23 protein-coding genes and 1 pseudogene are annotated in these 23819 nt (G+C 71.4%); 12 read left to right on the forward strand and 12 right to left on the reverse strand.

Annotated features, from left to right (window positions below):
• The first annotated feature begins 19 nt into the window (after nt 1-19).
• The gene (locus tag ABD329_RS35950) at nt 20-979 is read left to right on the forward strand and encodes a helix-turn-helix transcriptional regulator (RefSeq protein WP_198276199.1); all 960 of its coding nucleotides are present in this window, start codon (nt 20-22) and stop codon (nt 977-979) included.
• On the opposite strand, the gene ctaD is transcribed toward ABD329_RS35950, so the two are convergent.
• The 9 genes from ctaD to gvpO form a co-directional block, all read right to left on the reverse strand.
• Nucleotides 948-2657 carry an aa3-type cytochrome oxidase subunit I gene (gene ctaD, locus ABD329_RS35955; protein WP_198276198.1) on the reverse strand — a complete coding sequence of 570 codons (1710 nt, stop codon included), beginning with the start codon at nt 2655-2657 and terminating at the stop codon, nt 948-950. The genes ABD329_RS35950 and ctaD overlap by 32 nt on opposite strands.
• Before the next feature lie 78 nt (nt 2658-2735).
• On the reverse strand, nt 2736-3014 hold the full coding sequence (locus ABD329_RS35960; protein WP_037949869.1) for a gas vesicle protein K: 279 nt from the start codon (nt 3012-3014) through the stop codon (nt 2736-2738).
• Nucleotides 3011-3211, reverse strand: a complete 201-nt coding sequence (locus ABD329_RS35965; RefSeq protein ID WP_198276197.1) for a gas vesicle protein — start codon at nt 3209-3211, stop codon at nt 3011-3013. The genes ABD329_RS35960 and ABD329_RS35965 overlap by 4 nt, the downstream gene beginning before the upstream one ends.
• Nucleotides 3208-4086 (reverse strand): GvpL/GvpF family gas vesicle protein, encoded by an 879-nt coding sequence (locus ABD329_RS35970; RefSeq protein ID WP_198276196.1) that lies wholly within the window; start codon nt 4084-4086, stop codon nt 3208-3210. Before ABD329_RS35970 ends, ABD329_RS35965 begins: the two co-directional genes overlap by 4 nt.
• Nucleotides 4083-4364 carry a gas vesicle protein gene (locus ABD329_RS35975; RefSeq protein WP_246618310.1) on the reverse strand — a complete coding sequence of 94 codons (282 nt, stop codon included), beginning with the start codon at nt 4362-4364 and terminating at the stop codon, nt 4083-4085. The genes ABD329_RS35970 and ABD329_RS35975 overlap by 4 nt, the downstream gene beginning before the upstream one ends.
• Nucleotides 4365-4444: 80 nt before the next feature.
• Nucleotides 4445-4633, reverse strand: coding sequence for a gas vesicle protein GvpG (locus ABD329_RS35980; protein WP_425574423.1), 189 nt, complete (start codon nt 4631-4633; stop codon nt 4445-4447).
• 17 nt (nt 4634-4650) lie between these two features.
• Nucleotides 4651-5370: a GvpL/GvpF family gas vesicle protein gene (locus ABD329_RS35985; protein ID WP_198276194.1), complete on the reverse strand. Its 720-nt coding sequence runs from the start codon at nt 5368-5370 to the stop codon at nt 4651-4653.
• The gene (locus ABD329_RS35990) at nt 5367-5819 is read right to left on the reverse strand and encodes a gas vesicle structural protein GvpA (RefSeq protein ID WP_037950146.1); all 453 of its coding nucleotides are present in this window, start codon (nt 5817-5819) and stop codon (nt 5367-5369) included. The genes ABD329_RS35985 and ABD329_RS35990 overlap by 4 nt, the downstream gene beginning before the upstream one ends.
• Before the next feature lie 48 nt (nt 5820-5867).
• Nucleotides 5868-6170: a gas vesicle protein GvpO gene (gene gvpO, locus ABD329_RS35995; RefSeq protein ID WP_037949882.1), complete on the reverse strand. Its 303-nt coding sequence runs from the start codon at nt 6168-6170 to the stop codon at nt 5868-5870.
• Nucleotides 6171-6564: 394 nt separating this feature from the next.
• Between gvpO and ABD329_RS36000 the strand changes: the two genes are divergently transcribed.
• A complete protein-coding gene (locus ABD329_RS36000) occupies nt 6565-6780 on the forward strand; it encodes an I78 family peptidase inhibitor (RefSeq protein ID WP_198276193.1) in 216 nt (71 codons plus the stop codon).
• Nucleotides 6781-7042: 262 nt separating this feature from the next.
• On the opposite strand, the gene ABD329_RS36005 is transcribed toward ABD329_RS36000, so the two are convergent.
• Nucleotides 7043-8077, reverse strand: coding sequence for a phosphatase PAP2 family protein (locus tag ABD329_RS36005; protein ID WP_198276192.1), 1035 nt, complete (start codon nt 8075-8077; stop codon nt 7043-7045).
• 320 nt (nt 8078-8397) lie between these two features.
• Entirely contained in the window at nt 8398-9585 is a 1188-nt protein-coding gene (locus tag ABD329_RS36010; protein ID WP_198276191.1) for a hypothetical protein, read from the reverse strand.
• Nucleotides 9586-9999: 414 nt separating this feature from the next.
• On the opposite strand from ABD329_RS36010, the gene ABD329_RS36015 reads away from it, so the two are divergent.
• Together ABD329_RS36015 and ABD329_RS36020 are read left to right on the forward strand one after the other, a co-directional pair.
• Nucleotides 10000-11721 (forward strand): MFS transporter, encoded by a 1722-nt coding sequence (locus ABD329_RS36015; protein WP_198276190.1) that lies wholly within the window; start codon nt 10000-10002, stop codon nt 11719-11721.
• Between the two features lie 387 nt (nt 11722-12108).
• The gene (locus tag ABD329_RS36020; RefSeq protein WP_198276189.1) at nt 12109-13296 is read left to right on the forward strand and encodes an acyl-CoA dehydrogenase family protein; all 1188 of its coding nucleotides are present in this window, start codon (nt 12109-12111) and stop codon (nt 13294-13296) included.
• Nucleotides 13297-13347: 51 nt separating this feature from the next.
• Here ABD329_RS36020 and ABD329_RS36025 read toward each other — a convergent pair whose 3' ends face one another.
• Nucleotides 13348-13779, reverse strand: coding sequence for a cell division protein SepF (locus ABD329_RS36025; RefSeq protein WP_198276188.1), 432 nt, complete (start codon nt 13777-13779; stop codon nt 13348-13350).
• Nucleotides 13780-14012: 233 nt separating this feature from the next.
• Between ABD329_RS36025 and ABD329_RS36030 the strand changes: the two genes are divergently transcribed.
• From ABD329_RS36030 to ABD329_RS36065, 8 genes and pseudogenes are all read left to right on the forward strand, one after another.
• Nucleotides 14013-15311, forward strand: coding sequence for a DUF5685 family protein (locus ABD329_RS36030; protein ID WP_198276209.1), 1299 nt, complete (start codon nt 14013-14015; stop codon nt 15309-15311).
• Between the two features lie 821 nt (nt 15312-16132).
• Nucleotides 16133-18091: an FAD/NAD(P)-binding protein gene (locus ABD329_RS36035; RefSeq protein WP_246619192.1), complete on the forward strand. Its 1959-nt coding sequence runs from the start codon at nt 16133-16135 to the stop codon at nt 18089-18091.
• A 200-nt stretch (nt 18092-18291) separates the two neighbouring features.
• Complete coding sequence (locus ABD329_RS36040; protein ID WP_198281589.1) at nt 18292-19182, forward strand: amino acid ABC transporter permease; 891 nt, start codon at nt 18292-18294, stop codon at nt 19180-19182.
• 5 nt (nt 19183-19187) lie between these two features.
• Complete coding sequence (locus ABD329_RS36045; protein WP_198281590.1) at nt 19188-19940, forward strand: amino acid ABC transporter ATP-binding protein; 753 nt, start codon at nt 19188-19190, stop codon at nt 19938-19940.
• 143 nt (nt 19941-20083) lie between these two features.
• Nucleotides 20084-21046 carry an ABC transporter substrate-binding protein gene (locus ABD329_RS36050; RefSeq protein ID WP_198281588.1) on the forward strand — a complete coding sequence of 321 codons (963 nt, stop codon included), beginning with the start codon at nt 20084-20086 and terminating at the stop codon, nt 21044-21046.
• 48 nt (nt 21047-21094) lie between these two features.
• Nucleotides 21095-21235 (forward strand): annotated as a pseudogene (locus ABD329_RS36055) (F420-dependent methylene-tetrahydromethanopterin reductase); the annotation flags it as partial.
• Nucleotides 21236-21550: 315 nt separating this feature from the next.
• The gene (locus ABD329_RS36060; protein WP_198281587.1) at nt 21551-22456 is read left to right on the forward strand and encodes a S1 family peptidase; all 906 of its coding nucleotides are present in this window, start codon (nt 21551-21553) and stop codon (nt 22454-22456) included.
• A 257-nt stretch (nt 22457-22713) separates the two neighbouring features.
• Nucleotides 22714-23664: a slipin family protein gene (locus ABD329_RS36065; RefSeq protein ID WP_344317463.1), complete on the forward strand. Its 951-nt coding sequence runs from the start codon at nt 22714-22716 to the stop codon at nt 23662-23664.
• The last annotated feature ends 155 nt before the right edge of the window (nt 23665-23819 follow it).

Genomic DNA, 23819 nt, shown 5'->3' on the forward strand with positions numbered 1-23819 from the left:
TGGGTGACAGACTCGGCGCATGCTGGAGACCTCGGCCCGCCTGCTCCGCCTGCTCTCCCTGTTGCAGGCCCACCGCGAATGGTCCGGCGCGGACCTCGCCGACCGGCTCGGGGTCACCCCGCGCACCGTGCGCCGCGATGTCGACCGGCTGCGCGAGCTCGGCTACCCCGTGCACTCCGCGCCGGGCACCGGCGGTGGCTATCAGCTGGGCGCGGGCGCCCAGCTGCCGCCGCTGCTGCTGGACGACGAGGAGGCGGTGGCGGTCGCGGTGCGGCTGCGCCAGGCGGCCGGCGGCGGGGTCGAGGGCATCGAGGAGACCTCGGTGCGGGCCCTGGCCAAGCTGGAGCAGGTGCTGCCGGACCGGCTGCGCCGCCGGGTGGGCGCGCTGACCGCCTTCACCGTGCCGCTGTCCGGCTGGAGCGGCGGCTCCGGGGTGGACCCCGCGGTGCTGACCGAGCTGGCCGCCGCCTGCCGGGACTGCCATCAGCTGCGCTTCGAGTACCGCGACCACGGTGGCGCGGTCTCCCGCCGCACCGCCGAACCGCACCGGCTGGTCGCCGCGCAGCGCCGCTGGTACCTGGTCGCCTGGGATGTGGAACGCGCCGACTGGCGTACGTACCGGGTCGACCGGATCACCCCGACCCCGCCGCACGGCCCCCGCTTCACCCCGCGCCGCCCGCCCGCAGACGACATCGCCGCCTATGTGGCCCGGGGAATCACCACCTCCGTCTACGCCCAGCGGGCCACCGTGCTGCTGCGGGTACCCGCCGAGCGGGCGGCCGAGCGGTTCGTGCCCACGGTGGGGGTGCTGGAGGCCGTGGACGAGCACAGCTGTCTGCTGCACACCGGGGCCCACAGCCTCGACGCGCTGGTGATCCATATCGCGTTGAGCGGCTTCGACTTCGAGGTGCGCGAGCCGGTGGAGCTGAACGACCACATCCGGGAGCTCAGGAATCGGCTGGACCGGGCCCTGGGCTGACCGAGCCCCGCGGCTTCAGCTGCTGGTCCCGCTCCTGCGCCAGGCTCGCCACCTCGGGGTGGTTCAGATCGAAGGCCGGTGACTCGGAACGGATCCGGGGGAGCGTGGTGAAGTTGTGCCGGGGCGGGGGACAGGAGGTCGCCCACTCCAGGGAGCGGCCGAACCCCCAGGGGTCGTCGACCTCCACCTTCCTGCCGTACTTGGCCGTCTTCCAGACGTTGTAGAGGAACGGCAGGGTCGACATGCCCAGCAGGAAGGAGCCGATCGTGGAGACGGTGTTGAGCGCGGTGAAGCCGTCCGCCGCCAGATAGTCGGCGTAGCGGCGCGGCATCCCCTCCACACCCAGCCAGTGCTGCACCAGGAAGGTGGTGTGGAAGCCGGTGAACAGCGTCCAGAAGTGGATCTTGGCCAGCCGCTCGTCCAGCAGCTTCCCGGTGAACTTGGGCCACCAGAAGTAGAACCCGGCGAACATCGCGAAGACGACCGTCCCGAAGACCACGTAGTGGAAGTGGCCCACGACGAAATAGGTGTCCGTGACGTGGAAGTCCAGCGGCGGTGAGGCCAGGATGACGCCGGTGAGCCCCCCGAAGAGGAAGCTCACCAGGAACCCGACCGCCCACAGCATCGGCGCCTCCAGGGACACCGAGCCGCCCAGCATGGTGCCGATCCAGTTGAAGAACTTCACCCCGGTCGGCACCGCGATCAGAAACGACATCAGGGAGAAGAAGGGCAGCAGAACCGATCCGGTGGCGAACATGTGGTGCGCCCAGACGACCATCGACAGCCCGGTGATGGCCATGGTCGCGCCGATCAGCGTCACATAGCCGAAGATCGGCTTGCGCGAGAAGACCGGGATGATCTCGGAGATGATGCCGAAGAACGGCAGCGCGATGATGTAGACCTCGGGATGGCCGAAGAACCAGAAGAGGTGCTGCCACAACAGCGGCCCGCCGTACCGGGGATCGAAGACCACCGCCCCGAACCGCCGGTCCGCCTCCAGCGCCAGCAGCGCCGCCGCCAGCACCGGGAACGCCATCAGGATCATGATCGAGGTGAAGAGGGTGTTCCAGGTGAAGATCGGCATCCGGAACATCGTCATGCCCGGCGCGCGCATCGCCATGATGGTGGTCAGGAAGTTCACCGCGCCCAGGATCGTCCCGAACCCCGACAGCGCCAGCCCCATGATCCACATATCGGCGCCGATACCGGGGGAGCGGATCGGGCTGTTGAGCGGGGCGTAGGCGGTCCAGCCGAAGTCCGCGGCGCCCCCCGGCACCAGCAGACCGGCCACCACGATCAGCCCGCCGAACAGATACAGCCAGTACGACAGCATGTTGAGACGCGGGAAGGCCACATCGGGCGCCCCGATCTGGAGCGGCATGATCTCGTTGGCGAACCCCGCGAACGCCGGGGTCGCGAACAGCAGCAGCATGATCGTGCCATGCAGGGTGAACGCCTGGTTGAACTCCTCCTGCGAGACGATCTGGAGTCCCGGACGGGCCAGCTCGGCGCGCATCACCAGCGCCAGCACGCCGCCGACCAGGAAGAAGCCGAATGACGAGATCAGATACAGATGCCCGATCTTCTTGTGGTCGGTGGTGGTGAGCCAGTCCACCAGCACGCTGCCCTGCCGCGTTTCCGGTACCGGACCGGCGGCCCGCGCGGTCTCTGTCGCCATCGGGACTCCTCCGTGTCCTGGGCGGGTAACGCCATGATCGCCCCGTGGGCGGCGTGATCCGGGGAGCTGCCCCGAGCGTCACTCCCTCGGGGGCAGCAGCGGACCGAGTGGCCCAAGGTCCAGATTGAGATCGGAGGGCGCGATGCCGTAGCGGTCGCAGAGCGTGCCCATCCGGTCCTCCAGGAGCATCAGCGTCAGCCCGATCCGCTCCTCCTGGTCCTCCGTCAGGTCGCCCTGGTCCACCCGGCGCAGCGCCTGCCGCTCCATGAGCTGGCGCAGCAGCTCCACGACGGTGAGCACCAGCTTCATCAGGTCGCGTTCGACGGTGTCCTGGTCCAGCTCGAGCTTGCGGCTCACGGTTCCTCCCAGGGGGACGGCACATTGGCGTTGACCGAGCTGATGAGCGCGCGCAGATCGATACGGACCAGATCGACGTCGGCGATCCGCAGGGTCAGATCACCCGTGATCACCACGCCGCCCGCGAGCAGCCGGTCCAACACGTCCACCAGGGCGATCTGTTGATGGGCCAGGGGACCCCCGGGGGCCATCGTCATCCGTCCGCCCCCGCGCTCTCGGTCTCCCCTGCCGCGCCGGAGTTCTCGTCCATGGCGGTGAAGGAGTACGGTGCCCAGGGGCCGGTCAGCTCGACCCGCAGCGCGGGCGTCCGCCCGGCCAGCTCACCGACCCGCTCGGCGAAGTCGGCGCTGTCCTCGCGCCGCACCAGATAGGCGGCGTTCAGCACATTGCGGTCGGCGATCCCCGACAGCCGGGGGTCCTGCGGCGGATGCAGCCGGGACTGTTCGGCCAGCCCGCTGAGGGTGTCGTGCACCAGCCGCGCGCCCTCCTCCGTATCGCCCCAGCGTCGCTCGGCGGCCTGCCGCTGGGCCTTGCGGCGGCGCAGATAGTCGCGGCCGGACATGGTGCCAGGGGAGTTCGGGGTGCTCGGGGCGGCCACGGCCCCGGCGGGCGGCTGTTCGGCCCCGGCGGGCGGCTGCTCGGCGGCGGGCTGTGTGGCGTACGCCTTGACGCCCCATTCGACCCGGCCCTCCAGCCGGTCCAGCGCGGAGGCGAACCGCTCCCGGCCGGTGGCGAGCATCCGCCGCAGCCCCTCGTCGCCGAGGCATATGGTGGCCAGCCGGACCGGTATGACACAGGACTCGGCACCGGCGGTGTCGACCACCCGCTGATGGGCCCGGGCCATCTTCTCCAGCCACGCCATGTCCTCCAGCCGCTCCCGCAGCGAGCCCTCGGCGTAGTCCTCGGCCGGTACGGCGCCCGCCAGCACGGCGAGCCCCAGATGGCGTACGGCGTACACCGATTCGTCCGCGACGCCGGTCACCCCCTCCAGGGCGGTGAGGGCGTCCAGGGCGGCCTCCGGCGCACCGGTGTCGCGCACGACCGCGTAGGCGTACCGCAGTCCGTCGGTCATTCGGTGGTCCCCCGGTTCTCCCCGCCGGTCACCTCGGCCTTCTCGCCGCCGTCCACCCCGGTCCGGGCGCGTGACGAGAGCGAGGGATCGTGCTCCCACCAGTCGATGCCCATCTCCTTCGCCTTATCGACCGAGGCCACGATCAGCCGGAGCTTGATCGTGAGAAGCTCGATGTCGAGCAGATTGATGCGGATATCGCCCGCGATCACCACTCCCTTGTCGAGCACCCGCTCCAGGATGTCGGCGAGGTTCGCCCCGCCCTCACCCCGTCCGGCCAGCCCGTACGACCCCGAGGAGCCGAGCGACGACGCCGGTGAGCCGTAGGCGCCGGCCGTCGGGGCCACACCGCCCCGGGTGGTCACAGAGTCCCGTTCGCCCACTGGTGCGCCTCCTCCAACCGGTCGAGCAGCACGTCCTCCTGCCGCTCGAACTCCTTCTCGTCGATCACGCCCTGGTCGAGCTGGGCCTCCAGCTCGGCCAGGGCGCGCTGGATGTTGGCCGGGTCGTAGTACTCCCGCTCCGCCGCGGCGACGACCTGCCTCAGCACCCAGCCGATCATCAGCATCAGGACTCGACGAAGCTGTACGGCGGCAGCGGACCGTTGATCCGCAACTTCAGCCAGGGATGGGACCGCTCCAGATCGGCGGCGGCCGACAGCAGCGGATCGGCGGAGTCCTTGCCGAGCAGCAGCGACAGGCTCACGAACCAGCCACCGCTCTCCGGGCCGGGCCGCACCTCCTCGGCGGTCGGCGCCAGCGCCTCCTCCACGAGCTTCGCGTCCCGTACCTCACGGGCCCGTACCGCGCCCGCCATCAGCTCGCCGAAGCGCACCCGGTCCTCGTAGGTGCCGCCGCCCGCCGCCCGGTTGGCCTCCGCCATCATCCGCAGCTCCGGCTCCTCGGCGAGCACCTGGTGCAGCACCGAGTCCTCGTCGTGCACGGCCTTGACGTTGTACTCCACCCGGTCGGACAGCCGGTTCAGCTGGTCCTGGTAGCGGTCGGCGTGCTCGGCCAGCACGCTGCGGACGTCGTCGTCGCTGGACGAGACGCTGCCGAAGCGCATCGGCAGCACCGCGCGGGAGTCGCTGACCTCGGCCAGCACATGCTGGTGGGCCAGCAGATCGCGGCGCCGGGGCTTGAGCTCGGGCGGGCAGTCGCTGACGATCGCGGCCAGCTCGCCCTCGTTCAGCGCCCGGACCGGCAGCGGGGGGTCGCCGATGCCCAGCAGCTGATCGCCCAGGTCCGGGACCTCGCCCCGCGCGATGCCGTAGACATACGTGGTCATGAGGACTCCTCGGACTTCCGTGGCGCCGCCTTACGGGCCGGACGGCGCCGGCGCGGCTCCTCCTCCTCTTCCTCCTCCGACGGACGGATCGCGTCGGCCACCGACTGGGCGGCCTTGGAGACGGTGTCGCCCGCGCCGGAGAGGGCGCCCTTGGTCTTGGACCGCGCACCGTTCTCGGTGATGCCCTCGACGACCTCGGGCAGTCCGGGCGACTTGTTCGGGCCCGACTCCAGGTCGAGTCGGTTGCACGCCTCGGCGAACCGCAGATAGGTGTCGACGCTCGCGACCACGATCCGAACGTCGATCTTGAGTATTTCGATACCGACCAGGGAGACTCGGATGAACGCGTCGATCACCAGCCCTCGGTCGAGGATGAGTTCCAGGACGTCGTACAGGCCGCTGGTGCCGCCCCCGCCCCTGGATTGCTGTGCTGGGACAACAGTGGTCATGTCGGGTGGTTCCTCTCGTTTCCGGTGGCGTCCGGGCCCCCGCCGGCGTCAGCGGCGGTCGCTCCGGCCGCGCTCGTAGCGGCGCAGGCGTCGGTAGCCGGTCAGCAGGCCGTCCGGGTCGAGGGTCACCTCGTACAGGGCCATCAGGCTCATCGTCTCCGGCACCCGGACCAGCTCCGTCACCTCGGCCTCCAGCAGCCACCCGTCGTCGGTCCGCTCCAGACGGGGGAGGGACTCGGGGTACAGGCCCGTCAGCTCGGCGAGCTGCTCACGGGCGGCACGCAGGAGTGCCAGCGGGCTCGTACCGCCGGCCGCCGTCTTCTCGGGGGTCTCATCGGATCTGTCAGTCATGTTGGCTCCGGGACGGCGGGTACCGCGTCCGGGTGGGGGTAAACCCCGGGCTTCGGCCCTCGGCGATTTGTGGTGGAATTGTGCGCTCCGGAGGGGTCCGGGCCGTGCTTTTCCGGTCGCCGCGGGAATTGTTCGACAGATCTCGGCCGCGCGCCCCCGCCCATACCGGAGCCGGCCGTTTGGCGCGGGATATCGACGGAAACTCGCAATCATCTTCGAGGCGTCAACACAAGCCCCGGAAGAGTGACGAAGTCGTTCACAAACCCGGGCGTGTTTTCTGTGACACAAGTGTGACGAATGGCGGCCGTGAGAGGCATGGGGCGGTGGTAGTCCCTTGGCGGTCCAAGGCAACTCTGGGTTTGCCACCCGTAGGGAGCCACCTACGGTGGCTCCCATGGGACCTGTACCGAACCTTCCGGCCGAACCCGACGACGACCTCGACAGCTATGTGGGCCTCGATGCGGGCACCGCCGAGGAGAGGGCGCGCGCACGCGGCTGGAGCACCGTACGGACGCTTCCGCCGGGCGCGATCATCACCATGGAGTATCTGCGGGGGCGGATCGACTTCGAGGTGGACGGGGGCACGGTGAAGCGCTGCTGGCGCGGCTGACCGGGCGCGGCTGACCGGGCACGGCTGACCGAGCGCGGCTGACGGGCCGACAGCCGACCGGCCCGTGTCCGCGCCGCCGGTGCGCGCCCGCGCCGGTGCGCGCCCGCGCCAATGGGCGCGTGCCGCGATGGGCCGGGGCGCCCGGCGCGGATACGGCGACGGCCCCGGAACGCTCTCGTGGGAGCGCTCCGGGGCCGTGGTGCGGGTGCGACCGGTCGGCGCGGGGAGAGGGTGCGTACCGCCCCGCGGCCCGGTGGGCGGCTCAGCCTCCGGTGGCCGTACGGCCCCGGGAGGCGCCGGACGGGCCGAAGGGCGCCGTGGCGCGCGGCACCCGGTCGGCGTGCGGCGGCCGGCGGCTGCCGACCGGGGTGACCGGCGTGCGCTCGGAGCGCACCGTGTGCTGGCGGACCGGGTGGAGGGGCCGCCCGTCGGGGCTCCGGCCGGTGGCGGTGCCGGGCCGGACCACGGCCACGGTCTCGCGGGCGGGCAGCTCGTCGTCGCGGGCGGTGCGCGGGGTGGCCAGCGGGGTCCCGGCGACCGGCCGTCCGGACGGCACCGGAGCGGGCGCCCGGCGCGCGCGCAGCCGATGCCACAGGGTCAGCAGCAGCACCTCGGCGCGGGCCATGGCGGGCTCCAGCCAGGGCAGCGCCAGCAGCACCAGCACCCCGGCGGCCCAGCCCAGCACCACATCGCTCAGCCAGTGGGTGCCGAGGTAGACGGTGGTCATGCCGACCCCGAAGGCGAAGCCCGCGGCGATCAGCGAGGCGACCCTGCGGGCCACGGGGGTGGTCGCCAGATAGGCCAGAATGCCCCAGGTGACCACGGCGTTGGCGGTGTGACCCGAAGGAAATATATCGCCGGTGCCCCACATCTCATTGGACCCGACGGTGGTCGCGTAGTGCGGACCGAGCCGGCCGAAGCCGATCTTCACCGCGCCCACGGTGGCGTTCAGCAGCAGCAGGGAGGTGCCCAGCGCCAGCAGCGGGCGCAGGGTGCGCTGCCGGTGGCAGCACCACCCCAGCCAGGCGGCGACGGCCACGGCGGTGGGCCCGCGCTGGCCCATGACCACGAAGTAGTCCAGGAAGGTGTGGAACTCGGGCCACTGCTTGTAGGGCCGGAAGAGCATGACCTGCCAGTCGAGCTTCACCAGCCATGAGGTGGTGAGCACGCCGATCACGGTCGCCGCGTAGACCGCCAGCGTGGTCCCGAGCAGCCAGAAGCGTGTTCGGGTCATGCGCGGTCGCGCGGGATCGGGCCTTCGCTCCTCGGTCGCGGGGAGCTTGTCTTCGGTACGCACCTAATCGACGTTACATTGCGTGACAGGCGGGTTCAGTCGATCAGGTCGCTTTGTGATGACGATGTGATGTGGAGTACGTCTCGTCCACGGCTTTTGGCCGCGCCCTTTCCAAGGAATGCACGAGGCCCCGGACTTTTCTGCTCGCCACCTTCCAATGGGCGTGTCTCAGGGACTTTATGGAATTCTTACAGGGCGTGTTTATCGCCTATTAGCCATGGCGTTCCCCGAAGTTTCCCTTGGCGTCGCCGGGTGGCCGGGGGTGATCGTCGGCGGGGCTCAGCCGGGCCGGTCGGGGTGGCCGGATCGCGGCGGTGGCCGGATCAGGGCGGCCCGGAGCCATGCAGCCAGAAGGCCCCGTACGCCGCAGAGGCGAGCCCCACCGACCCCAGGACCAGCGCGGTGCGCGCCGGGCGCAGCCGGGCCAGGGCGACCGCGATCGGCAGCAGCAGCGGGAAGGCCGGTATCAGCAGCCGGGGCTTGGAGCCGAAGTACCCCTTCGCGGCCAGCGCCAGGACGAGCACCGCACCGCCGTAGGCCAGCAGCGGCAGCGGCTGGCGCTGCCGCACACAGCGGGCCGCGAGCCAGATGAGCGCCCCGACGCCGAGCAGCAGCCCGAGCCCGCCCACGAAGGGCGGCTCGACCAGCTGCCCCCCGATGAAGCCCGCGAAGGCCAGACCGCCGTCGAAGCCGTTGCCCCAGCCGTTCTGCACGTCGAAGTAGCCGGTGACGCTTCCGGTGCGGAGACCGACCCACACCACATAGCCCAGCCAGCCCAGCGGCGCCAGCACGACGCCCGCGAGCAGACTCCGGTCCTGGCGCCACGCCTGGCGCCATCGCCCGCCGGGCAGCAGCTCCGCCGCGGCCGCCACCCATACCGCGGCGACCACCGCGGCCCCCACCGGCCGGGTGAGCCCCGCGAGCGCCGCGCACAGCCCCGCCCACAGCCACCGCCGGGTGAGCGCCGCGTAGACCCCCCAGGCGGCCAGCGCCGTGAAGAGGGACTCCGAGTACGCCATCGACTGCACGATCCCGACCGGCAGCACACCCCACAGCACGGCCAGCGTGACGCCCACCCGCCGTCCGTACAGCAGATCCCCGATCGCGAAGATCCCCCAGGCGGCGAACAGGGACGTGACCGAGCTCACCAGCAGACCGGCGTCGGCCGCGCCCAGCGGGGCCATGGCCGATATCACCCGCTCCAGCCCCGGGAGCAGGGGGAAGAACGCCAGGTTGGAGTGGATCGCGCCGTCGGGCAGATGGAGCGTGTAGCCGTACCCCTCCTCGGCGATGCGGGTGTACCACAGCGAGTCCCAGCGCGCGGAGAGCAGCTGGTGCGGGCTCTTGTCCGCGAAGGCACCCCAGATCGCGAGAACCACCAGCCCGAGCAGGCGCGTCCCCGCATATGCGAGCAGTGCCGGAGCGGCCCGGCGCAGCGCGCGACCAGCGGCGCGGCCCGGTCGGCCGTCGTCGCTGAGCGGCGCGGTGCCGGCCTGGGCGAGATCAGTCACGGCGACGATTATCGAGGATGTTCCGGGCTACTCGCGGGGCCTGTGGACAACCCTCCGCTGAGGGCCCCGGGGGCTGTGGACAACCGAGTCCGCGGGGACCGCGGACGGCAACGGAGAGCGAACGGAAGACGGCCACCGGTGGGACGCGAGGGGGACTCGGGTGGGACGCCGGGAGGACACAGGAGGGACGGCAGAGGGCCAGGGGGACAAAAGGGGAAGTCTGGAACGTACGCCTCCGTAACCATCCGCGATCCGGTCCCAACATGACCTGCGGCACACGGCTCGCGCGGGGACTCGCGTACCCTGACCTCTCACTCGCGCCTTCGCCACCGGGGCCACCCGGACGTCCCTACGACGTGACGTACCGCCCTCACGACGGCGGACCGCGAGCGCAAGACCCAGGGAGGTGCGTACATGTCCGGGACGACCACGGCCGGCAATCGGCGGACGGCGGGCGTACCCCGGCAATGGCGCGGCACCGAGGCGAGCGGCGGGTCGAACCGCTGGGTCGTGCTCCTCGTGCTCTGCGTCAGCCTGCTGCTCGTCGCCGTGGACGCGACCGTGCTCCACGTCGCGGTCCCGGCCGTGACCGAGGATCTGCGCCCCGGCGGGATCGAACTGCTGTGGATCGTGGACGTCTACCCACTGGTCTGCGCCTCGCTGCTGATCCTCTTCGGCACCCTCGGCGACCGCGTCGGCAGACGACGCGTTCTGCTGCTCGGCTACGCGCTCTTCGGCGCCGCCTCCGCGATCGCCGCCTTCGCCCCCAACCCCCAGGTCCTCATCGTGGCCCGCGCCCTGCTGGGCGTCGGCGGCGCGATGATCATGCCCGCCACCCTGTCGATACTGCGCCAGGTCTTCCCGGACCGCCGGGAGCGGGCGCTGGCGATAGGCGTCTGGAGCGCGGTCGCCGCCGTCGGCGCGGCGGTCGGCCCGCTGCTCGGCGGCTTCCTGGTCGAGAACTTCTGGTGGGGCTCGGTCTTCCTGGTCAACCTCCCCCTGATGGTCGTGGCGCTGCCCGTCGGCCGCTGGCTGCTGCCCGAGTCCACCGGCGACAAGAACGGCCCCTGGGACGTGCTGGGCGCGGTCATGGCCGCGTGCGGGCTGTTCTGCGTCGTCCTCGGCGTCAAGCGGATGGGCAGCGGCGCGGGGCCGCTGGACGCCGTGACCGCTGCCCCGGTGCTGGTCGGGGTGGTGCTGCTGGTGCTCTTCGTACGCCGCCAGCGCCGTCGTACGCATCCGCTGGTGGACCTCAAGCTGTTCGCCCGGCCCGCCTTCTCGATCTCCGTCGGCTGTATCGTGCTCGCCCTGCTGGCGCTCGTCGGCCTGGAGCTCATAGCCGCCCAGTACCTCCAGCTCGTCCTGGGGCTCACCCCGCTCGAGACGGGGCTGCGGCTGCTGCCGCTCACCTTCGCCGCCATGGCCGCCGGGCTCGTGGGGTCCCGGATGCTCCAGTGGCTCGGCCCGCGGGTCATGGTCGCGGTCGGCTTCGCGCTCACCGCCCTCGCCGTGCTCTCCCTCACCGCCATGGGCCAGTCCGACCGGCCCGCGGTGCTCGTCGGCGGCTTCATCGTCCTCGGCTTCGGCCTGGAGACCACGCTCTTCAGCGCGTACGAGTCCATGCTGAACGAGGCGTCGTCCGGTTCCGCGGGCGGCGCGGCCGCCATCGGCGAGACCTCCTACCAGCTCGGCGCGGGGATCGGCATCGCGCTCCTCGGCAGCGTCATGAACGCCGCCTACAAGCCCGGCGTCTCCTCGGTGCCCGGCGTCCCCGCCTCCGCCAGCTCCGACGCCAGCCAGTCGCTGGGCGCCGCGTACAAGGTCTCCGACCGGCTCGGCGGCCACGCCGGGGAGGCCCTGCGTTCGGCCTCCCGCGCCGCCTTCGTCCACGGTCTGCACGTCACGCTCGCGGTCAGCGCCGGTCTGCTGCTGCTCGGCGCGCTGGCCGCGCTGCGGCTGCCCAAGGTCATGGAGTGCGCCGCCGACGACGAGGAGTCCACCCAGGGCCCGGCGGAGCAGCAGGGGGCGGCGGAGCAGGGGCCGGTGGACCAGCAGAGCTCGGCGGACCAGCAGGGCCCGGATGCCTCGGACGCCCCGGCCCGCCTCGACCGCGCCACCGTCGCCGCCGAGTCCTGACCGACCCGGGCCCGAGTCCGGGCCGGGCCTCGGCCGACCCCGCCCGGGTCCCACGCGGTGGCTGGCGGATTTTCCCCTCCCCGCCCCTTCCCGAAACTGGGGCTTCGCCCCAGACCCCGGGCCGGGTTTCGCCCCAGGCTCCGAGTGGGGGGCTTTACTCCAGGCCCTGGGCGGGGGCTTTGCCCCTTTCTGCGGCAGCGGTATGCGGCTTCGCCGCGTGGCAGGGCTCGGCTGGCCCGGCCTGAGCAGGTCTGGACGTCAGGGGTTACCCGGCCGTAGCGTCGGATCGGCCGGGCTGATCACCCCGGCCGCCGGGCGGGAGGACGCGCCCCGGCGGCCGGTACCGCCCGGCGTACCCGGAACCGCATCCACCGGAGGCCGCCACCCATGTCCGCTGGCACCCTGCCGTCGTTCGATCCGCGCGACCCGCTGGGGCTCGACGATCTGCTCGAGCCCGAGGACCTCGCGGTCCGCGACACCATGCGGCAGTGGGCCGCCGATCGCGTGCTGCCGCACATCGCCGACTGGTTCGAGCGCGGCGAGGTGCCCGGCATCCGCGAGCTGGCCCGGGAACTCGGCTCCCTCGGCGCGCTCGGGATGTCCCTCACCGGCTACGGCTGCGCGGGCGCGAGCCCGATCCAGTACGGCCTGGCCTGTCTGGAGCTGGAAGCCGCCGACTCCGGGATCCGCTCCCTGATGTCGGTGCAGGGCTCCCTGTCCATGTACGCCATCCACCGCTTCGGCTCCGAGGAGCAGAAGCAGCGGTGGCTGCCCCGGATGGCCGCCGGCGAGGTCATCGGCTGCTTCGGGCTGACCGAGCCCGACCACGGCTCCGACCCGGCCGGAATGCGCACCTACGCCAAGCGGGACGGCTCGGACTGGGTGCTCACCGGCCGCAAGATGTGGATCACCAATGGCTCGGTGGCCGGGGTCGCCGTGGTGTGGGCCCGCACCGACGAGGGCATCCGCGGCTTCGTCGTCCCCACCGACACGCCCGGCTTCTCGGCCCCCGACATCAAGCACAAGTGGTCACTGCGCGCCTCGGTCACCAGCGAGCTGGTCCTGGACGAGGTGCGGCTGCCCGCCGACGCGGTGCTGCCCGAGGTCACCGGTCTGCGCGGGCCGCTGAGCTGTCTGAGCCACGCCCGCTACGGCATCATCTGGGGATCGATGGGCGCGGCCCGCTCCGCGTTCGAGTCGGCGCTGGAGTACGCGCGCGAGCGGGAGCAGTTCGGCCGGCCGATCGGCGGCTTCCAGCTCACCCAGGCCAAGCTGGCCGATATGGCGCTGGAGCTCCACAAGGGGGTGCTGCTCGCCCACCATCTGGGGCGGCGCTTGGAGGCGGGGCGGCTCCGCCCGGAGCAGGTCAGCTTCGGCAAGCTGAACAATGTGCGGGAGGCGATCGAGATCTGCCGCACGGCCCGGACGATTCTGGGCGCCAACGGGATCTCGCTGGAGTATCCGGTGATGCGGCACGCCACGAATCTGGAGTCCGTGCTCACCTATGAGGGCACCGTCGAAATGCACCAACTGGTGCTGGGCAAGGCGCTCACCGGAATCGACGCCTTCCGGTGAGCGGCCCCGGGGCCAGGCCCTGACAGGGCCTGGTTCTGGCCTAGCTCTGGCCTAGCTCTGGTTGAAAAAGCCCGTGGCGTGGCCGGACTGTCCGCTGACGATCTGGAAGTCGGCCGGGGTGAGGAGGAACACGCGATTGGCCACCCTGTCGATCGAGCCCCGCAGCCCGAAGATCAGTCCGGCCATGAAATCCACCACGCGCTTGGCGTCGGCGGACTCCATCGTCGTGAGGTTCACGATGACCGGTACGCCCTCCCGGAACAGCTCGCCGATGCCGCGGGCGTCCCGGAATCCGTCCGGGGTGACCGTGGCGATCCGGGTGCCCTGGTCCCGCGCGGCTTCGTCGGCCACCCGCGCTCGGGGGTCCGTCATCCAGGAGTCGCCGGGCTCGGACCCCTCGGCGTAGTCGTCGTCGTAGTAGCGCTCGTCATCGCTGTCGTCGACGAGGCCAAGCCAGGCACTTGCCTTGCGTACCGATCCCATGGACGCCTCCTCTCCCTGATGGTGTGTACTGTCCGCCCCTCTATGGTCGTCCATGATGCGGATGGTCTGCCACGTGGATTGCGGCCGCACAGGGGATTCGTGACGTTACTGGTGCACAACGGCTGGCGCCATATCAGAGTTCCACCTGCTTATGAGGGCTGACGGAGCGATGGGTAGACTCCGCCGCTGCCGGACGGGTGACGTCGGGGACGTACGGGTGAACGGGGATCGTGGTGTTTGGCATTATCCGGCCTTGCCGGCATCGGCTGTCGGAAAACCTGCGCACTGAGTGGATGGCGCATTTGTGCGGGCTGTGCCTCGCGTTGCGGGGTGATCACGGGCAGTTCGCCCGCATCGCCACCAACTACGACGGCCTGGTGATATCGGTGCTGGTGGAGGCCCAGGCGGGGCGGTCGGAGGGCTGGCGGCGGACCGCCGGACCCTGTCCGCTGCGCGGGATGCGGACGGCGTCGGTCGCCCAGGGTGAGGGGGCGCGTCTGGCGGCCACCGTCTCGCTGGTGCTGGCCTCGGCGAAGATGCGCGACCATGTGGCGGACGGCGACGGGGTGTTGGCCCGGCGGCCGGTCGCCGCGGCCGCCCGCCGGGTGGCCGGGCGGTGGGACCGGGCGGGGGAGCGCAGCGGCGCCGCGCTCGGCTTTGACACCAGCTTGTTGCTCGACGCGGTCGGCCGGCAGGAGGAGCTGGAGTCCCTCGCGGGCCCCGGCACCCAGCTGCTGACCGTCACCGAGCCCACCGAGACCGCGACCGCCGCGGCCTTCGGGCACACCGCCGTGCTGGCCGGGCGGCCCGGCAACCGGGCCCCGCTGGAGGAGGCGGGCCGGCTCTTCGGGCGGCTGGCGCATCTGCTGGACGCGGTGGAGGACCTGGCCGAGGACGCCAAGACCGGCGCCTGGAACCCGATCGCGGCCACCGGGACCGACCTCGCCGAGGTCCGCAGGCTGTGCGATGACGCGGTGCACGGGGTGCGGCTGGCGCTCAAGGACACCGAGTTCGCGGGCAAGGGCTCCGGGCGGCTCGCCCACGTACTGCTCGTCCATGAGCTGGGGCGCGCGGTGGACCGTGCCTTCGGCACGACCGGCTGTGCGCATGGCGGTGGCCAGGGCGCGGGTACGCCGGGCGCTCTGGGCACCCCGGGCGCTCTGGGCACCCCGGGCGCTCTGGGCACCGCGGGCGCCCCGGGCGCCCCGGGATCCCCGGGCGGCCCGGAGTCCTCCTTCGGGCCGCCGCAGTCGCCGTGGATCAACCCGGGAGGCCCCGGCGGCGCGCCCCCGGAGCCGCCGCAAGGCCGTCGGCGGGGGCTGATCGCGGGCTGCCTGGTGTGGACCGGGCTCTGCTGCACCTGCCAGGTGTGCTGCCGCGATCCGTACCACGATCCGTGGACCGGGCAGCCGCGCGAGGGTCTGTGCCATAAGTGCGATGATTGCTGCGACTGTTGTGACTGCTGCGGCAACTGTGGTGACTGCTGTAGCTGTGACTGCTGTGATGGCTGTGACTGTGGCTGCGACTGTTAGCCGCTAGGGGTGTTGCGGCGGCGGGTGGTGCGGCGGCGGGTCGTGCGGCGGCGGGTGGTGCCGCCTGCGGCGGGCTGTTCCCCTCCCCGCCCCTTCCCACAACTGGGGCTCCGCCCCAGCCCCCGCTCCTCAAGCGCCGGAGGGGCTGGAGTTGGGGGCTCCGCCCCAGGCTTGCCCGGGCCGGACGGCCCGGATGGGCGCGGGTGTCCGCGCGGTCATCCGCCGCGTCGGCGTGCCGATGACGATCGGCACACCGACGCGGGTCTCCACGGCGACGGTGGCCGGCTCGTGGGCCCGCGGGGGCCAGGGGTGAAGCCCCTGCCACGCGGCGGAGCCGCATATCGATGCTGCGGGAAGGGGCGGGAAGGGGCGGGTAGGGGAAAGCGAGGGGGTGGAGCAGTGACGTGTGTGGGAAGGCCGAAGGCGCGTGACGACGCGGATGTGCTGCGGCCGCACCGGGGGAGGGAGCCCGGCGGGCGCGGGCGAAGCCTCGAAGCGCTGGGGAAGGGAGTCCCCTTACGGCAGCGGAGGCGGGCGGTCAGCCCGAACAGGACGACGACCACACCCGACCGAAGTCGATGTGGTCGCGCGTGACCAGTCGCTGCCATGAGTCCATGGGGCAAGTGGAGCAGCCTCCCGCTTCCCCGTCAACCGCGGTGAGACGCGCTGCCCACAGTTCGGACAGTCTTGACAGCGCACCGTGGGATCGTCCTACTCTCGGGCCCATGCCGGGCTGAGGGGCCCGGCCGTTGTCGAGCTGAGGGGCTCGGCGTGTGTGAAGGCCATGCGTGTGTTCACTTCAGAACTCACGGAGCCTCCGCATGTCCGCGAACCCGGACCATCCAGCGCATCCGGACCACCGCCCCTTCCGATCACCCGCCACGGTCGTCTCACCCGCCACGGTCGTCTCACCCAACGCGGTCGTCTCACCCGCCACGGTCGTCATCGTCGGCGCGGGCCCGCGTGCCACCGGACTGATCGAGCGCATCGCCGCCAACGCCCCCGAGCTGTACGGCGACGGCGTGCCGTTCGAGCTGCACCTGGTCGATCCGCATCCGCCCGGTGGCGGTCGCATCTGGCGCCCCGACCAGTCCCCGCTGCTGTGGATGAACTCCATGGCCGAGGACGTCACCATGTTCACCGACGAGTCGGTGGAGCGCGAAGGCCCGATACGTCCCGGCCCCTCCCTCGCCGAATGGGCCCGCGAGGTTCGCGGAGCGGAGCAGCCGTACGCCCTGCCGCCCGAACTCGCCGCCGAGGCCGCCGCCCTGACCGGGCGGAGCTTCGCCACCAGACGGCTCCAGAGCGCCTATCTGCGCTGGGTGTACGAGCGGGCGGTGGCCGATCTGCCGCCCGGCACCATCGTCCATGAGCACCGGGACCGGGCCGTACGCGTCACCGGGCCGCGCGACGGACGGCAGCAGGTGTGGCTGGAGGGGCGTACCGCGCCGCTCACCGCCGACGCCGTGGTCCTCGCCCTCGGTCACCTCGACGCCGAACCCGACGCCGAGCAGCGGGCGCTCACCGCGTTCGCCGCCGAGCACCAACTGGTCCATATCCCCCCGGAGTTCACCGCGGACAGCGATGTGAGCGCGCTGCGCCCCGGCGAGCCGGTGATCGTACGCGGCCTCGGCCTCGCCTTCGTCGATCTGATGGCGCTGCTCACCGAGGGGCGCGGCGGACGCTATGAGCGCGGTCCGGACGGCGAGTTGGTCTACCGGCCCTCCGGCCGCGAGCCCGTGCTGTACGCCGGTTCGCGGCGTGGTGTGCCGTACCACGCCAAGATCGGCTACTCGCTGAGCGGTGAGCGGCCCCCGGTGCCGCGCTTCTTCGGCCCCGCCGAGGTCGACGCGCTGCTCTTGCGCCCCGGGCGGCCGGACTTCCGGCGCGACGTCTGGCCGCTGATCGCCAAGGAGCTGGGGTTCGCCCACTACCACCGGCTGTTCACCACCCATCCGGAGCGCGTGGCCGGGGAGTGGTCCGCGTTCGAGGAGAAGTACGCCGCCTGCCCGCCCGGCAGCCCCGACCTGGACGTCCTGGTCGCCGCGGCCGTTCCCGACCCGGCCGACCGGCTCGACCTCGACACCCTCGACCGTCCCCTGGCCGGACTGCGGTTCGACGACCACGAGGCCCTGCAACGGGCGCTGCGCGGCCATATCGAGGCCGACCTCGCCCGCCGCCACGACCCCGCGCACAGCCCCGACCTGGCCGTCTTCCTCGCCCTGCTCTCCGTCTACGGCCAGCTGATCCGGCTCGGCGACATCGGCGGCTGGTGGCACGGCTTCTTCAGCTTCCTCGCCTCCGGCCCGCCGGGGCCACGGCTGGAGCAGCTGCTCGCGCTCTCCCGGGCCGGAGTGGTCCGCTTCCTCGGCGCCGAGATGACCGTGACCGCCGATCCGGTGCACGGGGTGTTCCGGGCGAGCTCCGCCAGTGTGCCCGGATCCGCCGTCGAGGCCCGTGCGCTGGTCGAGGCCCGGCTGCCGGAACCGACCGTGGACCGCTCCCGCGACACCCTGCTGCGCTCCCTGCACCGCGACGGCGCCGCCGCCACCCCGGCCGGACTGCTCGCCGTCAGCCCCGCCGACGCCCGGATCCTGGACCGGACGGGCCGCCCGCATCCGCGCCGCTTCGCGCTCGGCCCGCACACCGACGCCCGCGCCTCGGGCGCCTTCGCCCGGCCCCGTACCAACGCGCCCGCGTTCCGGCAGAACGACGCCACCGCGCGAGCCCTGCTGCGCTGTCTGCGCGAACTGTCCTGTCGCGCCACGGTCACGGCTTGAGTCTCACGGTTGGGCTTCGCCGCCTGAGTCTCACGGCTTGAGCTTCACGGCCTGAGTCTTACGGCTTGGGCCTCACCGCCTGAGTCTCACCGCCTGAGCCTCACCGCATGGGTCTCAGCTTGAGCGCCCCTCCCCGGAAGCCCCCCGGGCCCCGGACACCATCCCCCGCACAACCCTCCGCTCCCTTCGAAGGACCCTCCATGTCCCTGACCTCCGATCCACCCGTCGGCAAGGCCGCCGCGAACGGCGCCGAACGCGAGGACTACTCCGCCCTCAAGGTCGTCCCGGTACGCCACCCCTGGCGCTGGGTCGCCGTCGTCGTCACCGCCGTCCTGGTGGCCCAGTTCGCCCACGGTCTGATCACCAACCCCGGCTGGGAATGGGACGTCTTCGCCGACTTCTTCACCACCCGGACCATCCTCAAGGCGGTCTGGATCACCATCCAGCTCACCTTCTACGGCACCGCGCTCGGCTTCGCCCTCGGCATCGTCCTCGCCTTCATGCGGCTGTCCCACAGCCCCTTCCTGAAGTCGGTCGCCTTCACCTACATCTGGGCGTTCCGCTCCATCCCGCTCATCGTCCAGCTGCTCTTCTGGTTCAACCTCACCTATCTCTACAAGCGGCTGGACTTCGGCATCCCGTTCGGCCCCGGCTTCTTCTCCTTCGACACCGCGGGTCTGGTCGGGGCGATGAGCGCGGCGGTGCTCGGACTCGCCCTCCACCAGGCGGCCTACGCGGCGGAGATCGTGCGCGGCGGCGTCCTCGCCGTGGACGGCGGACAGTTGGAGGCGGCGGCCGCGCTCGGCATCCCCCGGCTGCGGCAGCTGCGCCGGATCGTGCTCCCGCAGGCGATGCGGTCGATCCTGCCGAACGCCGCCAACGAGGTCATCTCGCTCTTCAAGGGCACCTCGATCGTCTCCGTCATGGCGATCGGCGAGCTCTTCTACCAGGTGCAGGTCATCTACGGGCGCAACGGCCGGGTCGTACCGCTGCTGATGGTCGCGACCGTCTGGTACATCATCCTGACCACCGTGCTCTCGATCGCGCAGTACTACGTCGAGCGCCACTTCTCGCGGGGAGCCACCCGATGACCGCCATGGTCGACATCCGCTCCGTCCACAAGAGCTTCGGGTCCCTGGAGGTGCTGCGCGGGATCGACCTGGAGGTGCGCTCCGGAGAGGTGGCCGTCGTCCTCGGCCCCTCCGGCTCCGGCAAGTCCACCCTGCTGCGCGCCATCAACCACCTGGAGAAGGTGGACAGCGGCTGGATCAGCGTCGGCGGTTCGCTGGTCGGCTACCGCCGCCAGGGCGACCGCCTCCACGAGCTGCGCGAACGCGAGATCCTCAAACAGCGCACCAGGATCGGCTTCGTCTTCCAGAACTTCAACCTCTTCCCGCATCTGACGGTGCTGGAGAACATCGTCGAGGCGCCGATATCGGCGTTGCGCCGCCCCAGGAAGGCGGCGGTGCGCGCGGCCGAGGCGCTGCTCGACCGGGTCGGTCTGGCCGACAAGGCGGCCGCGTACCCCCGGCAGCTCTCCGGCGGCCAGCAGCAGCGGGTGGCGATCGCCCGCGCCCTCGCCCTGGAGCCCGAGCTGCTGCTCTTCGACGAGCCGACGTCCGCGCTCGACCCCGAACTGGTCGGCGAGGTCCTCGATGTCATCAAGGACCTGGCCCACCAGGGCACCACGATGATCGTCGTCACCCATGAGATCGGCTTCGCGCGGGAGGTCGCCGACACCGTCGTCTTCATGGACGGCGGCCGGATCGTCGAGCGGGGCACGCCCACCGAGGTGCTCGACGCGCCGCGCCACGAGCGCACCAAGGCGTTCCTCTCCAAGGTCCTCTGAGGCCACCGATGTTCACGACCCCGCCGATGTTCATGACCCCGCCGATGTTCACGAGATCACCGATGTCCATGAGATCGCCGATGTCCACCGGATCACCAATGTCCACCGGATCACCGATGTCCACCCACGCAAGGAGCACCCCCGTGAAGACCCGCCGCACCCTCGTCGCCGCCGTCGCCGCGCTCACCGCCTCCGCCCTGCTCGGCGGCTGCGGCGACGGCGATGCCCAGGAGTCGGTGGGCTCCAAGGGCTCGAAGAACGCCATCAACATCAGCCCGGACCAGCACCGCGTCAGAGGGAAGAAGGTCGCCTCGATCGCGGCGAAGGTCCCGGCCGCGATCCGGGAGCGCGGCACCCTGCGCATCGGCGGCAGCGCCGACGCCTCCGCCCCGCTCGGCTTCTACGCGACCGACGACAAGACCCGGATCGGCTCCGAGATCGACATCGCCACGCTGGTGGCCGACACCCTCGGGCTCAAGGTCGACTTCCAGCCGGTCTCCTGGGAGAACCTCTTCGTCGGCCTGGACAGCTCCAAGTTCGACGGCGTGTTCTCCAATGTGACGGTCACCGAGGAGCGCAAGGAGAAGTACGACTTCGCCACCTACCGGCTGGACGACCTCGCCTTCGAGGCCAAGAAGGGCGCCTCCTGGCGGGTCAGGGGGCCGAAGGACGTGGCGGGCAAGACCGTCTCGGTCGCCTCCGGCACCAACCAGGAGAAGATCCTGGTCGACTGGAGCAAGCAGAACGAGAAGGCGGGCCGCAAGCCCGTGGACATCAAGTACTTCCAGAAGGACACCGACTACTACCTCGCCCTCCAGTCCGGCCGTATCGACGCCTACTTCGGCCCGAACCCCACCTCCGCCTACCACGTCGCCTCGGCCGGCCAGACCCAGATCATCGGCCGCTTCTCGGGCGGTGGCGACCAGGTGCAGGGCAAGATCGCGGCCACCACCAAGAAGGGCAGCGGGCTGGTCGACGCCTATGCCGCGGCCCTGGACCACGTGATCCAGGACGGTTCGTACGCCAAGGTCCTGAAGCGGTGGGGGCTCTCCAGCGAGGCGGTGAAGAAGTCCGAGATCAACCCGCCGGGTCTGCCCAAGCCGTGACCCGCTGGCCCCCCGAAGCACGGGGAGGGCCCCGGCCATGGCGGTACCCATCTGACCCCCGGCGGGCTCGATGACTTCGTGGACCGGGTGGTGCCGCCGCTCCAGGAGCGTGGGGTGTTCCGCACCGCGTACTCCGGTCCGACACTCCGCGACCACCTGGGACTTCGGCATCCGGGGGAGCGGGGCTGAGCGGCCGCGCGGCGGCCCGGCCGCCGGGAGGTGATACGTCCGTGCCATGACGGAACCCGATCGCCCGCGCGTCCGTCTCACCGGATACCCAAAGGGATGGGAGCACAAGCCCCGGCGGCCTGAACCCGCCGGGGCTATGTGGCGTGTGCCCGGTGGCTGTTCCGAATTGTCCTCTTGCGCGCTGCGCCCGGAGCCACGAATACTTCCGGAAGCGCTTGTCAGGGGCACGCCGAATCGGTCATATCGGCGTGCTCGTTGACTGCGCCTCACGGGCCTGCCCACCCAAGCGGACCCCCGATTCCCCCGGAGGAAGAGTTGAGGATCAAGCGCAACGCCCCCCACAGCAAGCAGGCGAGACGTATCGCCCTGATCGCCGCGACCTCCGCCCTGGTGGCCGGAACGGCGCTTGCCGCCCCCGCCGCCTACGCCGGTAGCGACGGCGCCCGCACCTTCAGTGCGGCCGAGGCCAAGTCGGCGAGCAGCGCCGTCCTCGAGGCCGATGTCGCGGGCACCGCCTGGTATGTCGAGAAGGGGACCAACAAGCTTGTGGTCACCGCCGACAGCACGGTGTCCCAGAGCGAGATAGCCAAGATCAAGAACACCGCCGGCTCGAACGCCGACGCCATCGAGGTCAAGCGGACCTCCGGCAAGATTCAGAAGCTGATCTCGGGCGGCGACGCGATCTACGCGAGTAGCTGGCGCTGCTCCCTCGGCTTCAACGTGCGCAACAGCAGTGGGGCCAACTACTTCGTCACCGCCGGTCACTGCACCGACGGCGCCGGCACCTGGTGGTCGAACTCCGGCCACACCACCACCATCGGCCCGACGGCCGGCTCCAGCTTCCCGACCAACGACTACGGTCTGGTCCGGTACAGCGGCTCGGTCACCCCCCAGGGCACCGTCGGCAGCCAGGACATCACCTCGGCCGCCAACCCGACCGTGGGCCAGACGGTCACCCGGCGCGGCTCCACCACCGGCATCCACAGTGGGCGGGTCACCGCGCTGAACGCCACGGTCAACTACGGCAACGGCGACATCGTCTACGGCATGATCCAGACCACGGTCTGCGCCGAGCCCGGCGACAGCGGCGGCCCGCTCTACGCCGGCTCCACCGCCCTCGGCCTCACCTCCGGCGGCAGCGGCAACTGCACCTCCGGCGGCACCACGTTCTTCCAGCCGGTCGTCGAGGCGCTGAACGCGTACGGCGTGAGCGTCTACTGATCGGCGCCGTTCCTCTGATCGGCGCTGTTCCTCCGCTGATCAACTCCGCACCAGGCTGAGCGAGAGCCCCCGTCCGTGCTGCCGGACAGGGGCTCTCCGCGTCTGCCGGACGGGGGCTCTCCGTGTCGGTGGGGGGCGTTCCGGGGGGCCGGGCGGGGGTTGTCCACAGCCCTCCCCACCGTTCGACGGGCGGACTATCGTGGACATCAGTACCCCACGAGGGGCATTGTTCGCGATACGGACGGCAGGTGGCCGTGATGGTCGATGCGCTCGTGACATTGATAGTGGTACTGGCTTGCCTCGGCGCCCTGGGCGTGCTGGCCGCGGCGCGGGTGGTCAAGCAGTACGAGCGGGGGGTGGTCTTCCGGCTCGGGAGGCTCCGCTCGGATATCCGGGGACCGGGGTTCACCATGATCGCTCCGTTCGTCGACCGGCTCCAGAAGGTCAATATGCAGATCGTGACGATGCCCGTCCCCGCCCAGGAGGGCATCACCCGGGACAATGTGACCGTGCGGGTCGACGCCGTCGTCTACTTCAAGGTCGTGGACGCGGCCGAGGCGCTGGTCGCGGTGGAGGACTACCGCTTCGCCGTCTCCCAGATGGCCCAGACCTCGCTGCGGTCGATCATCGGGAAGAGCGACCTGGACGATCTGCTCTCCAACCGGGAGAAGCTCAACCAGGGCCTGGAGCTCATGATCGACAGCCCGGCCGTCGGATGGGGCGTCCATATAGACCGGGTGGAGATCAAGGATGTGTCGCTGCCGGAGACCATGAAGCGGTCGATGGCCCGCCAGGCGGAGGCCGACCGGGAGCGCCGCGCCCGGGTGATCAACGCGGACGCGGAGCTACAGGCGTCGAAGAAGCTGGCCGAGGCCGCCTCCCAGATGGCCGACACCCCCTCGGCGCTCCAGCTGCGGCTGCTCCAGACGGTGATGGCGGTCGCCGCCGAGAAGAACTCCACACTGGTGCTGCCCATCCCGGTCGAGCTGCTGCGCTTCCTGGAGAAGGGGCAGCAGGAGATCCCGGCGGCGGCCCGGACGGAGAGCGGCGCGGAGGGCGGCGCCCCGGCCGACGGTCCGGCCGCCGCGCCGGAGCGGGAGGCCGCGCCCGCCCAGTCGGCCCAGCCCGCCCAGCCCGCCCAGCCCGCTCGGCAGGCCATGCCGACGCTCACCGAGCGCGAGCCGGAGCCGCATACGGTCGAGCGATGAGCCGAGCTCCGGCTGTGCCGTGGGAGGTGATGTCCGGCAGGGAGTCGCGCTAGGGTCTGTCGTCAAAGGGGGCGCCCTGCTCCCGACGCCTGGCACGGCCGCTCGCCGCGTTGTCGCATCACCCGAGTACGCCCAGTACGAGGGCGATGCTCCGC

The sequence above is a fragment of the Streptomyces javensis genome (genome assembly GCF_039525925.1).
Lineage (GTDB): Bacteria > Actinomycetota > Actinomycetes > Streptomycetales > Streptomycetaceae > Streptomyces > Streptomyces asiaticus.

Bases quoted from the DNA above. Each gene is read 5' to 3' on its own strand.
- ctaD (WP_198276198.1), bottom strand. From the start codon at position 2,657: ATGGCGACAGAGACCGCGCGGGCCGCCGGTCCGGTACCGGAAACGCGG.
- ABD329_RS35950 (WP_198276199.1), top strand. From the start codon at position 20: ATGCTGGAGACCTCGGCCCGCCTGCTCCGCCTGCTCTCCCTGTTGCAG.
- ABD329_RS35965 (WP_198276197.1), bottom strand. From the start codon at position 3,211: ATGACGATGGCCCCCGGGGGTCCCCTGGCCCATCAACAGATCGCCCTG.
- ABD329_RS36015 (WP_198276190.1), top strand. From the start codon at position 10,000: ATGTCCGGGACGACCACGGCCGGCAATCGGCGGACGGCGGGCGTACCC.
- ABD329_RS36045 (WP_198281590.1), top strand. From the start codon at position 19,188: ATGGTCGACATCCGCTCCGTCCACAAGAGCTTCGGGTCCCTGGAGGTG.
- ABD329_RS36020 (WP_198276189.1), top strand. From the start codon at position 12,109: ATGTCCGCTGGCACCCTGCCGTCGTTCGATCCGCGCGACCCGCTGGGG.
- ABD329_RS35970 (WP_198276196.1), bottom strand. From the start codon at position 4,086: ATGACCGACGGACTGCGGTACGCCTACGCGGTCGTGCGCGACACCGGT.
- ABD329_RS35990 (WP_037950146.1), bottom strand. From the start codon at position 5,819: ATGACCACTGTTGTCCCAGCACAGCAATCCAGGGGCGGGGGCGGCACC.
- gvpO (WP_037949882.1), bottom strand. From the start codon at position 6,170: ATGACTGACAGATCCGATGAGACCCCCGAGAAGACGGCGGCCGGCGGT.
- ABD329_RS36040 (WP_198281589.1), top strand. From the start codon at position 18,292: ATGTCCCTGACCTCCGATCCACCCGTCGGCAAGGCCGCCGCGAACGGC.
- ABD329_RS36035 (WP_246619192.1), top strand. From the start codon at position 16,133: ATGTCCGCGAACCCGGACCATCCAGCGCATCCGGACCACCGCCCCTTC.
- ABD329_RS36065 (WP_344317463.1), top strand. From the start codon at position 22,714: ATGGTCGATGCGCTCGTGACATTGATAGTGGTACTGGCTTGCCTCGGC.
- ABD329_RS36025 (WP_198276188.1), bottom strand. From the start codon at position 13,779: ATGGGATCGGTACGCAAGGCAAGTGCCTGGCTTGGCCTCGTCGACGAC.
- ABD329_RS36000 (WP_198276193.1), top strand. From the start codon at position 6,565: ATGGGACCTGTACCGAACCTTCCGGCCGAACCCGACGACGACCTCGAC.
- ABD329_RS35985 (WP_198276194.1), bottom strand. From the start codon at position 5,370: ATGACCACGTATGTCTACGGCATCGCGCGGGGCGAGGTCCCGGACCTG.